The following is a 10,582-nucleotide window of genomic DNA, read 5'->3' as shown; positions in this document are numbered from 1 at the left end:
GTCGAGCGGGTGCGGTTGGACGGACGGGCCGCGCAGCTCAGCGAGCCGCTGCCGGAGCGTCGTCGCTCGCGGCCGCGTCGGCGTCGTCGCCGGCTGTTGTGCCGCTGACTGCCGTGCCGGGGGGATCTGCGGAGGTGGTCCGCTGGCCGGGGATTCGCTCACCCGGGGAAGTCTTGCATCCGGTACTGACATTCGGGGGCCCGCCCGCGGATACGGATCCGGCGACGGTGCTCCGGCCGCCCTCGCCGCGGCCTGCGAACACGACGGCGGCCGGCCCGGTGAACCGCGCCGCGCCCCACGCCTTGAACCGGTCGGCGACCCGTATGACGGGCCTGACCAGCAGGGCTCCGACGCCCATCACCGCGGCGCCCGCGACGGCGTCCAGGAAGTAGTGGTTGGCGGTGCCCATCACGATGATCGTGGTGATCAGCGGATAGGCGATGCCCGCCGCCCGTACGAGGGGGTGCCGGCCGTGCCGCCACAGCAGGATCCCGCACCAGAGGGACCACCCGACGTGCAGGCTGGGCATCGCCGCGTACTGGTTGGTCATCCCGCTCAGCCCGCGCGGGGCGCTCGCCCCCTCGCCCCACCAGCCGTACGCGCTGTACTGCGCCATCGTGTCGACGAAGCCGTGGCTCGCGTCCAGCAACCGGGGCGGACAGGTCGGCATCAGCGTGAAGCCGACCAGCCCCAGCAGCGTGGAGTTCATCAGCCAGACCCGGGCCGCCCGGTACGCGGCCGACCTGCGCCGGAACATCCATATGAGGACGGCCGGGGTGACCATGTAGTGCAGGGACGCGTAAGCGAAGTCGGCGGGTATCCCGAGCGCCGGGGTGCTGGTGAAGAGACGGTTCAGCGGGTGCTCGGCGTTGAGGTACAGCGCCTGTTCCAGCCGCAGGATCGCCAGGCCGTGGTCGACCGCCGTCGACACGTCGCCCCGCACCAGGAGCCGGCCCACCGAATACAGCGCGTACACCACCGCGATCAGTGGCAGCTCCGTCCACCAGCGGGGCCGATGACCGGTCGCGGGCGGCGCGGTGGCGTGCGGCATCCGGTAGCTCTCCCCATGTTCATGCGGCCGACGACGAACGTTCAACCGTACGGCGGCACCATGCCGCCGTCTCCCCCGGGGGTCCCCTGCCGGACATCCCGTACGCAGCGGTCCCCGCCCTGGTCCGAACTCTCGGCCGGGGCGCTGCTCAGGGTGGGACGCCCGCACGGCCCGGGAGGTTGCCTGCCGGGCCGGTACGGGATGATGGAAGGGCCCAACAGCACCAACGTTCCAGGGAGAGCCTTCATGGCATCGCGCATCCTGCTCGCCCGGCACGGCCAGACCCAGTGGTCGGTCCGGGGCAACCACACCGGCAGGACGGACATCCCGCTCCTGGACGACGGGCGCGAGGGCGCGAAGCTCCTCGGCGAGCGGCTGCACCGGGCGCCGTGGGCGGGGCTGCCCGGCGTCGAGGTCCGCACCAGTCCGCTCGTCCGGGCCGCCGAGACCTGCCGGCTCTCCGGGTTCGGGGAGCGGGCCGAGCCGTGGGACGCGCTGATGGAATGGGACTACGGGGCGTACGAGGGCCTGACCCCGGCCCAGATCAAGGCGGACCGACCCGACTGGCTGATCTGGCGGGACGGGGTCCCGGACGGGGAGTCCGTCGCCGACGTCACCGCCCGCGCGGACGAGATCGTCGCCTGGGCCCGCTCGGCGGACCGGGACGTCCTGGTCTTCGCCCACGGCCACATCCTGCGGGCGCTGGGCGCGCGATGGCTGGGCGAGGACCTGTCCTTCGGCGCCCGAGTCCGCCTGGACCCGACGTCGCTGTCGGTCCTGGGCTGGGCGTACGGACTGCCGGCCGTGGAACGCTGGAACGACACGGGCCACCTGGACCGCTAGCGCCCCACCCGAGCCCACTCAAGCCTGCCCGGCACTCGCTGCCGAAGCCCGGGCCCACTCGGCCCTGTCCAGGGCTTGGGGCCGAAGCAGTGCCCACCCAGCCCGTCCGGCGATTGAGGACGGAGCCTCTGCTCGGGTTGGGCGGGCTCTTTGCGGGACCCGGCCCACCCCCAAGCCCGTCCGGCGTTTGAGGACGGAACCCTGCGTCCGGTGGGCGGGCTCTTCACGGATCCCGTGGCGAGGGAGGCCCTGATCAGCCCCCCGGGACCGGCTGATCGGTTCCGTCCTCAAGCGCCGGACGGGCTGGGTTTCTGCCCCCCGGAACGTGCTTGCCGGTTCCGTCCTCAAGCGCCGGACGGGCTGGGTTTTCGCCCCCCGGGACCTGCTTGCCGGTTCCGTCCTCAAGCGCCGGACGGGCTGGGTTTTCGGTTTTCGCCCCCGGGACCTGCTGATCGGTTCCGTCCTCAAATGCCGGACGGGCTGGGTTTTCGGTTTTCGCCCCCCGGGACCTGCTTGCCGGTTCCGTCCTCAAGCGCCGGACGGGCTGGGGTGCCCCCCGACGGGCCAAGCGTCGCCCTACCGGCCGCCCGGGCCGGGCAGGACGGCGGGCGGGGCCGGGGGTGACTCCTGGTGGCGGGTCAGGAAGGCGGCCACCGGGCCCGCCCCGGCCCGCGGCTCCAGCACCCGCGCCGCCCCCGCCAACATCCCCCGGATCCGCGAGGACTGGACCCGGGTCAGCAGGTCCAGCACCTGGTGCCCCGTCGCCGCCGCCTCCTCCACCCGCCCCGCCCGGGCCAGGTCACCCGTGAGCTGGGCCCGGTACAGCGCCAGGTTCCGGGTGAAGTGCGCGTCCTGGAGCGCCGCCGCCCGCCGCCCGTGCCGCGCGGCACGGGACCAGTCGCCCAGCGCCGACCAGCACTGCGCCTCCAGCAGCTCCAGCTCCGCCTCCCGGAAGAAGCTCATCCACTCCGGATCACCCGCCGCCGTGCCCCGGTCGAACGCCGCACGGGCCCGCCCGATCGCCCGGTCGCACCCCGTCCGGTCCCCGAGCCCCGCCCTGCCCCCCGCCTCCCGCAGCGCGAGCAGCGCCAGCAGCCGGGGCGACCCCAGCGTGCGGGCGGCCCGCTGGCCGGCCTCCGCCGCCCGTACCGCCTCCCGGGGCCGCCCCGCGTCCCGGGCCAGGAACGACGTGTTGCAGAACGCGTGCGCCTCAAGCCCCGTGTCCCCGGCCAGCCGCGCCGTGGCCAGCGCCTCCGCGTAGTGGGAGCGGGCGTCGTCGAAGCGGCCGGAGTCGTGGGCCAGCCAGCCCACCGAGATGGCCAGCTCGCCCGCGCCCGCGTGCAGCCGGTCCGAGGTGGCGCCCCGTGCGGTGGTTCCGGCGTCCAGCAGTTCGTACGCCGCGCGCAGCGGCTGCGCGGCCCGCCGGTAGAGCCCATCCGCGCCGTGCCGGTCGTCCAGCAGCCGGATCTGCCGTACGGCCTTCTCGACGGCGTTCACCTCCGCCTCGCCGACCCGGCGCTGCGCGGGCAGAGAGACCCGGGCGGCGGAGGCGGGCGCCCCGCCGAGACCCAGGGAAGCGGCCGCCACCGTGGTGGTGCCGCTCGTCATGAACACGCGACGCAGCACGTCGCTCTCCTCGGGGATGTCGTCGGTTTCGGTGTCGCGGTGGAGAAGGGGGCCCCGGCCGGGGCGGGAGTCGTGGTGAGGACGGGAGTCGTGGCGGAGACCGGTGCCGTGGTGGAGACCGGGAGCGCGGAGGGTCGAGGACGATGCGGCGGCGGCCGGGACCGAAGCCGCCGCCCCCGTCGCGGGCGGCGGTTCGGACACGACCCGGGCGCCCCGCCCCCGTACGCTCTCGCGGGCCGAGAACCCCAGGTCGGCCAGGGACGCCCCCGGGAACATGTGCAGGAACACGCGTTCGTAGGCGTAGTTGGGGCAGCGGATCTCCCCGGACTCCACGCGCCCGATGTAGCGGGCGTCGCACGCGACCTGCTCCCCGATCTCCCGCGCCGCTCTGCGGACGGCCGCCGCGAACTCCCCGGCGGAACGCTGTCCGCGCAGCTGACGGAAGGCGAGGTTGGGAACTGCCGCTGTCGCCACCATGGCCGGCCCCTCTCTGGTGCGGCCGGGGCCCGTGGATCCCGGTGCCCCGGCGGAGCAAGAACGTACCTGCTGTGACGGGGCGCACACACAGCGTTTCGTTGCGAAAGGGGCATACCGCCCTCGATCTGCCATGAACTGCCACCCTTTGCGGCGGTGTGGGCCCGTAGCCCTTGACGCGCCAGGGGCGTTGGTCCATGTGGAGACGGAGCGTGGCTCCGTTCGGCGATGAGAGGAGGGGTTCCCTTGTTGCATCTCGGCAGGGAGACCGGCTCACGGACGACCGCGACGAATCCGATGGCCCCGGCGCAGGGGGACCAGTCCTGCGACCTCGTCACGGTCCCCGCCCGGCAGGGGTTGGAGGCCGTCGACATCCTCCGCCGCGGACGGGACCAGGAGCCCGTCGGCCCGGTCCTGCACGACGGCGCCTGCGACACCCTCGGATTCCTCGTGCCGCCGGGCACCGCCGACGCCTGGGACGTACCGGGCAGCGCCTGTACGCGGACCGACGGCCGGGGGCTGCGCATCCCCGCCGAGTCGCCCGGCTCCGGCTGGCTGCTCCCGCCCGCCGAGCACGCCCCGGTCACCGATCCGGCCGTGCTCCGCGCCGCCCTCGACCAGGCCGCCCGGCTGATCGAGGCGGCCGACAACTGCTGCTGAGCCCATAATGGCCGGGCGGGCGGAACACCTCCGTGCGGCCGGCGACCCGGGCCCCCACCAGCAAGGACCAGCGAACGTGGCACGTCGAGGAGCACCGGCCCAAGGCAAGGACAAAGCCGCGGGCAAGGGCAAGGCAGACGGCCGGAACAAGGCCGCGGGCAAGGGCGCAGCCGACGGCGCGAAGGGGCGTCCACGCGGCGGCCGGGGATCCGGCCGGGCCGAGCGGGAGCCGGTCTCCCAGCAGGTCGGCGGCGGACTCGCCGAGCTCATACCCGACCGGGAACGCCCGGGCGGCTGGACGCTCCTGATCGACGGCGCTCCGCAGTCCCACGTGGACCTCGACGACCCCGGGCACCTCTCGTTCGCCTACCAGCGCCGCCTCGGCCACGTCATCGACCTCGCCGCTCCCCCGCTCCAGCCGCTGCACGTCCTGCATCTGGGCGGCGGCGCCTTCACCCTCGCCCGCTACACCGCCGCGACCCGCCCCCGCTCCACCCAGCAGATCGTCGAGCTCGACGCGCCCCTCGTCCAGCTCGTCCGCGACCGCCTCCCGCTCGACCCCCAGGCCCGGGTCCGGGTCCGGGCCGCCGACGCCCGCGAGGGGCTCGGCAGGTTCCCGGACGGCTGGGCCGACCTGATCATCGCGGACGTGTTCAGCGGCGCCCGTACCCCCGCCCACCTGACCTCCGCCGAATTCCTCGCTGAGGTGCGCCGGGTCCTGAAGCCCGAAGGGCGGTACGCCGCCAACCTCGCCGACGGCCCCCCGCTCGCCCACCTGCGCGGCCAGGTCGCCACCGCCGCCGCCGTCTTCCCCGAACTGGCACTGGCCGCCGACCCGGTGGTGTGGCGGGGCCGCCGCTTCGGCAACGCGGTCCTGCTCGCCTCGGCCCTGCCCCTCCCGGTCGCGGAGTTCACCCGGCGGGTGGCGAGCGACCCGCACCCAGGCCGCGTCGAACACGGCCGCGCGCTCACCGACTTCACCGGCGGCGCGGCCGTCGTCACCGACGCGGCGGCCAAACCGTCGCCCGCACCGCCGCCGTCCGTCTTCGAGAACCCGTGACGCCCCCCGGTGTGCCCCTGATCACGGTTCGACGACCTGCACCGTCGGCGGCGTCCCGTTCCAGGTGCAGAACACCGAGTACGTCTTCCCGCGCTCCCCGCCCCCGTCGCTGAAGTCCACCCGGATCCAGGCGTCGTTCGTCCACACCTGCATCGACCAGCCCGGCTCCGGCGTCGCCGAGACGAGCTTCGCCGAGCGCCTGCCGAGCTCGAACACCACCCGGCCGCCGTCGGTGCGATAGCTCTTCACCTCGCCCGAGGTCGCGGGCGCGGGCGGTTTCGCCGGGGTGGCCGATGGCGTACGGGAGGGGCGCGGGGCCGACGGCGATGGGCTCGCCCCGCGGGTGCGCGACGAGGGGGAGGCGGAGGGGGAGGGGGAGGTCCGGTGCGTCGAGGAGACGAGCGGCTCCCCGGTGCTCTGCCCGATGCGCTGAGGAGGCCCGGAACCCACCGAGACCGGCACGGCCCGGGGCGGATCGTAGGCCGTCCCCGTCATGACCGTGTGCACACCCCACCACGAGAGCGTGACCGCCGCGCCGGTGGCGAGCGTCCACGCCAGCGCGTGTACGAGTCCTCGTTGCATCGGCACATCCTGCACCACCCGGCCCGCCCCGCTCCCCCCGCCGGCCCCCGGAGGTCGTGAACAAGCGCCCTTCTCCGGCCTTTACGGAGGTTTCCGACGGGACCGGGACCCGGCCCACCGGCATGGCGTACGGTGCCGCCCATGGCAAGTGTGCTCGTGGTCGAGGACGACCAGTTCGTACGTTCCGCCCTCATCCGGCACCTCAGTGAGGCCTCCCACACGGTACGGAGCGTGGGCACCGCGCTCGAAGCGCTGCGCGAGGTCGCGCACTTCCGCTTCGACGTGGTCATCCTCGACCTCGGGCTGCCCGACCTGGACGGCGCCGAGGCGCTGAAGATGCTGCGGTCCATCACCGATGTGCCCGTGATCATCGCCACCGCCCGGGACGACGAGAGCGAGATCGTCCGGCTGCTCAACGACGGCGCCGACGACTACCTGACGAAGCCGTTCTCCGTCGAGCACCTCTCCGCCCGGATGGCCGCCGTGCTGCGCCGCTCGCGCGCCGCCGGCGGTGAGGCGCCGCCGCCCAGGGTCATCCGCGTCGGCGGGCTCTCCATCGACCCACTGCGCCGCACCGCCGAGCTGGACGGGGCCGAACTCGACCTGACGCGCCGCGAATTCGACCTGCTCACCTTCCTGGCCGGACGGCCCGGTGTGGTCGTCGCCCGCAAGGAGCTGCTGGCCGAGGTCTGGCAGCAGTCCTACGGCGACGACCAGACCATCGACGTCCATCTGTCCTGGCTGCGCCGCAAGCTCGGCGAGACCGCCGCCCGTCCGCGCTATCTGCACACGCTGCGCGGCGTCGGCGTGAAGCTCCAGCCGCCGGCCGATGTACCGAGGGATGCCAGGGCCGACGCCCCGGCCGGCACTCCGGTCGGTACGCCGCTCACGGAGCCGCCCGCATGAGATGGGCCCTGGTCAAGGTCTGCCTTGCGGTCACCGCCATGGTCGTCATCGCCTTCGCCGTGCCGCTCGGACTCGTCATCCGGGAGATGGCCAGCGACCGGGCGTTCTCCGACGCCGAACGCCAGGCCGCGATGATCGCCCCGACGCTCTCCATCACCACCGACCGCGAGGAGCTGACCCGGGCCGTCCTGTCCACCGAACCGGGCGACCGGGGACGCCTCGCCGTCCATGTCCCCGCCGAGGGAGGGCCCCTGGACATCGGCACCCGGCGCGCCGCCCCCAAGGACGTGGCGACCGTGCGCAAGGCCGGGCGCGCCTCCATCACCGAGGTCACCGGTGGCTTCGCGCTCCTCCAGCCGACCGCGCTGGGCACCGGGGACATCGCCGTCGTCGAGGTGTTCGTCCCCGAGGGCGAGGTCTCCCACGGGGTCGCCACCGCCTGGCTGACGCTGGCGGGCGTCGGCGTCGCGCTGATCGTCGGCTCGGTCGCGGTCGCCGACCGGCTCGGCGTACGGATGGTGCAGCCCGCCCAGCGCCTCGCGGGCGCCGCCCAGGACCTGGGGGAGGGGTGCCTCGGCACCCGGGTCCCCGAGGACGGCCCCACCGAACTGCGGTCCGCCGCCGTCGCGTTCAACTCCATGGCCGACCAGGTCGTCCAGCTCCTGGCCAACGAGCGCGAGCTGGCCGCCGACCTCTCGCACCGGCTGCGCACCCCGCTCACCGTGCTCCGGCTCAACGCCGCGTCCCTCGGCGAGGGCCCGGCGGCCGAACAGACCCGGGCGGCGGTCCAGCAGTTGGAGCACGAGGTCGACACGATCATCCGCACCGCCCGCGAGCAGCGCCCGCAGCCCCAGGCCGGGCAGACGGGGGCGGGCTGCGACGCCTCCGAGGTGATCCGCGAACGCATGGGCTTCTGGTCGGCGCTCGCGGAGGACGAGGGCCGCGAGGTGCGTCTCGCGGGAGTCGACCGTACGGTGCGCATCCCCGTGGCCCGCCCCGAACTGGCCGCCGCCCTGGACGCGTTGCTCGGCAACGTCTTCCGCCACACCCCCGAGGGCACCGCCTTCTCCGTCGACGTCCACCACAGCGGCGACGCGGTCATCGTGCTCGTCTCCGACGCCGGCCCGGGGATCTTGGACCCGGAGGCCGCCCTCGCCCGGGGCGCCAGCGGGCGCGACGCGGCCAGCGGGTCCGTCGGCTCCACCGGCCTCGGCCTCGACATCGTGCGCCGGGTCGCCGAGTCCACCGGCGGCGACCTGCGCATCGGCCGGTCCGTCCTCGGCGGCACGGAGGTCCGGATCTGGATCGGCCTGTACGGCAGCCGCCCCGAGCGCGGCCGGCGCGGACACGGCCGCCGGGTCGGCCGTCGGACCGGGTGGCAGCGGCGCAGGGAACCCCGGACCACGACCGTCCCCGGGCCCCAGCATTAACCCGCGCCGATGGGTTCCTTAAGCCCGCCCTAAGAACATCAACTGCGGCCCGTAAAACCCTCTTTGTCCATTCCGTTGCCGCTAGCGTGCTCGTTGTACCTCCTCGTCGGCGGTACAGACCCCCACGCCGGCCCCCGCTGTCACCGGTCGCCCCGGTGGCGGTGGGGAAACCGGCACCCAGTAGCCCGAACGCCCCCTCGGGCCCCGAACCGCACGTATGCCCCCCACCGCGCGCTCCGGCCGGACCCCACCCCACCTCCGGCCGGGGCGCGCACCTCACACCCCCTGGGCCCGCCACTCCTGTGCGTACGCGTCGAAGATCGCCCGCAGATGGTGGCCGATCTTCAGGTAGTCCAGGTCGTCCAGGTTGGCCAGCGACACCCGCACCGACCACTCCGGGCCGTCGAAACCACCGCCGTTGAGCAGCACCACCGACGTCTGCTCGGCCAGCCGGAACAGCGGGTCGACCGGCTCGTAGTTCTTCTCCAGGAAGTCGGCGAACGGCTTTCCGTGCACCCGCTCCGCCTCGGCCAGCAGATCCAGCTCGATGTAGTACGCCGCCCGCTTCGGGTCCTCCGAGACCTTCATGTGCACGCCCTCCAGGAGGAGTTCGAGCCGCTGCTGGACGATCGCCCGGATCCGGTGCTTGTAGGCCTGGCCCTCGTCCAACATGTCGAACAGCGAGAACAGCACCATCATCGTCTGCTGCGGCAGCGACAGACCCGCCGTGTGGTTCAGCGCCACCTGCCGGGAGTCGGCCACCAGCCGGTCGATGAACCGGATCTTCTCCGGCTCCAACGACAGCGTCCCGTAACGCCGGTTGAGCCGGTCCTTCTGCTCCCGGTCCTGCTCCGCCAGCATCGCGTCGATCACGTTGTCGTCGTGCAGCGCGATCACCCCGAGCCGCCACCCCGTCGCCCCGTAGTGCTTGGAGTAGGAGTAGACGAGGATCGTGTTGCGCGGCAGGTCGGCCGCGAGCGAGCGGAAGCCCTCCACGAAGGTCCCGTACACGTCGTCGGTCACGATGATCAGGTTCGGGTTCTGCTCCCCGACGATGGACACGATTCTCTCGGCGACCCGGGTGGAGAGGGCCAGCGAGGGCGGGTTGCTCGGGTTCACACAGCAGACCAGCTTCACCGACGGGTCCGCCAGCTTGGCGATCTCCTCCTCCGGATAGCGCCACTGCCGCACCCCGGTCTCCGTGAACAGGCTCGCCTCCACCCGCACCACGTCGAAGTCGTACGTGTCCAGCTCCGGGATCTCCAGGTACGGGGTGAACACCGGCACCATCAGGGCGATCCGGTCCCCCTTCCTCAGGATCCCGTTCTTCATCAGCGAGTCGAAGACGTAACACATCGCCGCCGTGCCGCCCTCGGTCGCGAACAGGCTCAACGTCTGCCCCTCCGGCGGCCGGTGGTCGAACATCTCGTCCGCGATGTAGCCACGCACGATCTGCTCGGTGTGGTGCAGGATCCGGTCCGGGACGGGATAGTTGTCGCCGATCGAGGAGTCCGCCAGCTCGTGCACGAACGCGTCCCGGTCGAAGCCGAACCGCTTCACCGCCAGGTCCACGCTCGCCTTCAGCAGCTCGATGCCCGGCAGCTCCGGGTGCGTACGGACGAAGTGCTCGAAGCGCTCCGCACACCCCGACTCCTCCGGCATGCCGCCCAGGTTGTCGGCCGTCCACACCCGCCGGGACTCCGACAGCGCGAAGTAGCCGAGCGCGTGGTACGCCTCACGCGGGCCTGTGGCCACCCAGTTCGGGTTGCCGCGGCCCGCGTTCAGCATCGTCCGGGTCGACTTCCCCTTCTGGCCCGGCTGATCGCTCTGCGCGGCCGTCGCGATCTGGATGAACTTGTCCTTCAGCTCGAAGGGGGAGAGCTGGGCGAACGACCGGATCTCTTCGCGGCTGATGCTGGTCCTGTGCATGGTGGTGTCCACTCCGTAGCG

The 10,582-nt window shown here is 73.3% G+C and carries 9 protein-coding genes; 5 read left to right on the top strand and 4 right to left on the bottom strand.

Translation table 11 applies throughout. From position 1 onward, the window contains the following. Nucleotides 1-37: 37 nt before the first annotated feature. Nucleotides 38-1,051 (bottom strand): phosphatase PAP2 family protein, encoded by a 1,014-nt coding sequence (locus ACIQRW_RS17350; RefSeq protein ID WP_403760653.1) that lies wholly within the window; start codon nt 1,049-1,051, stop codon nt 38-40. A gap of 246 nt (nt 1,052-1,297) precedes the next feature. Between ACIQRW_RS17350 and ACIQRW_RS17345 the strand changes: the two genes are divergently transcribed. Continuing rightward, nucleotides 1,298-1,894, top strand: coding sequence for a histidine phosphatase family protein (locus ACIQRW_RS17345; RefSeq protein WP_403760650.1), 597 nt, complete (start codon nt 1,298-1,300; stop codon nt 1,892-1,894). Between the two features lie 576 nt (nt 1,895-2,470). Here the strand turns inward: ACIQRW_RS17345 and ACIQRW_RS17340 are convergent. Beyond that, on the bottom strand, nt 2,471-3,997 hold the full coding sequence (locus tag ACIQRW_RS17340) for a tetratricopeptide repeat protein (RefSeq protein WP_403760647.1): 1,527 nt from the start codon (nt 3,995-3,997) through the stop codon (nt 2,471-2,473). A gap of 294 nt (nt 3,998-4,291) precedes the next feature. Between ACIQRW_RS17340 and ACIQRW_RS17335 the strand changes: the two genes are divergently transcribed. Further along, the gene (locus ACIQRW_RS17335; RefSeq protein WP_403761048.1) at nt 4,292-4,654 is read left to right on the top strand and encodes a hypothetical protein; all 363 of its coding nucleotides are present in this window, start codon (nt 4,292-4,294) and stop codon (nt 4,652-4,654) included. A gap of 76 nt (nt 4,655-4,730) precedes the next feature. Continuing rightward, nucleotides 4,731-5,714: a spermidine synthase gene (locus ACIQRW_RS17330; RefSeq protein ID WP_403760644.1), complete on the top strand. Its 984-nt coding sequence runs from the start codon at nt 4,731-4,733 to the stop codon at nt 5,712-5,714. Between the two features lie 21 nt (nt 5,715-5,735). Here the strand turns inward: ACIQRW_RS17330 and ACIQRW_RS17325 are convergent, their stop codons facing one another. Continuing rightward, the gene (locus ACIQRW_RS17325) at nt 5,736-6,296 is read right to left on the bottom strand and encodes a hypothetical protein (protein WP_403760642.1); all 561 of its coding nucleotides are present in this window, start codon (nt 6,294-6,296) and stop codon (nt 5,736-5,738) included. A gap of 141 nt (nt 6,297-6,437) precedes the next feature. Between ACIQRW_RS17325 and ACIQRW_RS17320 the strand changes: the two genes are divergently transcribed. Further along, nucleotides 6,438-7,202: a response regulator transcription factor gene (locus ACIQRW_RS17320; protein WP_403760639.1), complete on the top strand. Its 765-nt coding sequence runs from the start codon at nt 6,438-6,440 to the stop codon at nt 7,200-7,202. Beyond that, a complete protein-coding gene (locus ACIQRW_RS17315) occupies nt 7,199-8,632 on the top strand; it encodes an ATP-binding protein (RefSeq protein ID WP_403760636.1) in 1,434 nt (477 codons plus the stop codon). The genes ACIQRW_RS17320 and ACIQRW_RS17315 overlap by 4 nt, the downstream gene beginning before the upstream one ends. Before the next feature lie 276 nt (nt 8,633-8,908). Here the strand turns inward: ACIQRW_RS17315 and ACIQRW_RS17310 are convergent, their stop codons facing one another. After that, nucleotides 8,909-10,561 (bottom strand): bifunctional aspartate transaminase/aspartate 4-decarboxylase, encoded by a 1,653-nt coding sequence (locus ACIQRW_RS17310; RefSeq protein ID WP_403760633.1) that lies wholly within the window; start codon nt 10,559-10,561, stop codon nt 8,909-8,911. Between the last annotated feature and the right edge of the window lie 21 nt (nt 10,562-10,582).

Origin of the sequence: Streptomyces sp. NPDC091287 (assembly GCF_044768525.1) — a bacterium.
Taxonomy (GTDB): domain Bacteria; phylum Actinomycetota; class Actinomycetes; order Streptomycetales; family Streptomycetaceae; genus Streptomyces.
This window is presented reverse-complemented; position numbering and strand designations above follow the sequence as displayed.

Excerpts from the sequence above, each read along its gene's own strand:
- ACIQRW_RS17350 (WP_403760653.1), bottom strand. The coding sequence starts at position 1,051 with ATGCCGCACGCCACCGCGCCGCCCGCGACCGGTCATCGGCCCCGCTGG.
- ACIQRW_RS17345 (WP_403760650.1), top strand. The coding sequence starts at position 1,298 with ATGGCATCGCGCATCCTGCTCGCCCGGCACGGCCAGACCCAGTGGTCG.
- ACIQRW_RS17340 (WP_403760647.1), bottom strand. The coding sequence starts at position 3,997 with ATGGTGGCGACAGCGGCAGTTCCCAACCTCGCCTTCCGTCAGCTGCGC.
- ACIQRW_RS17335 (WP_403761048.1), top strand. The coding sequence starts at position 4,292 with ATGGCCCCGGCGCAGGGGGACCAGTCCTGCGACCTCGTCACGGTCCCC.
- ACIQRW_RS17325 (WP_403760642.1), bottom strand. The coding sequence starts at position 6,296 with ATGCAACGAGGACTCGTACACGCGCTGGCGTGGACGCTCGCCACCGGC.
- ACIQRW_RS17320 (WP_403760639.1), top strand. The coding sequence starts at position 6,438 with ATGGCAAGTGTGCTCGTGGTCGAGGACGACCAGTTCGTACGTTCCGCC.
- ACIQRW_RS17315 (WP_403760636.1), top strand. The coding sequence starts at position 7,199 with ATGAGATGGGCCCTGGTCAAGGTCTGCCTTGCGGTCACCGCCATGGTC.
- ACIQRW_RS17310 (WP_403760633.1), bottom strand. The coding sequence starts at position 10,561 with ATGCACAGGACCAGCATCAGCCGCGAAGAGATCCGGTCGTTCGCCCAG.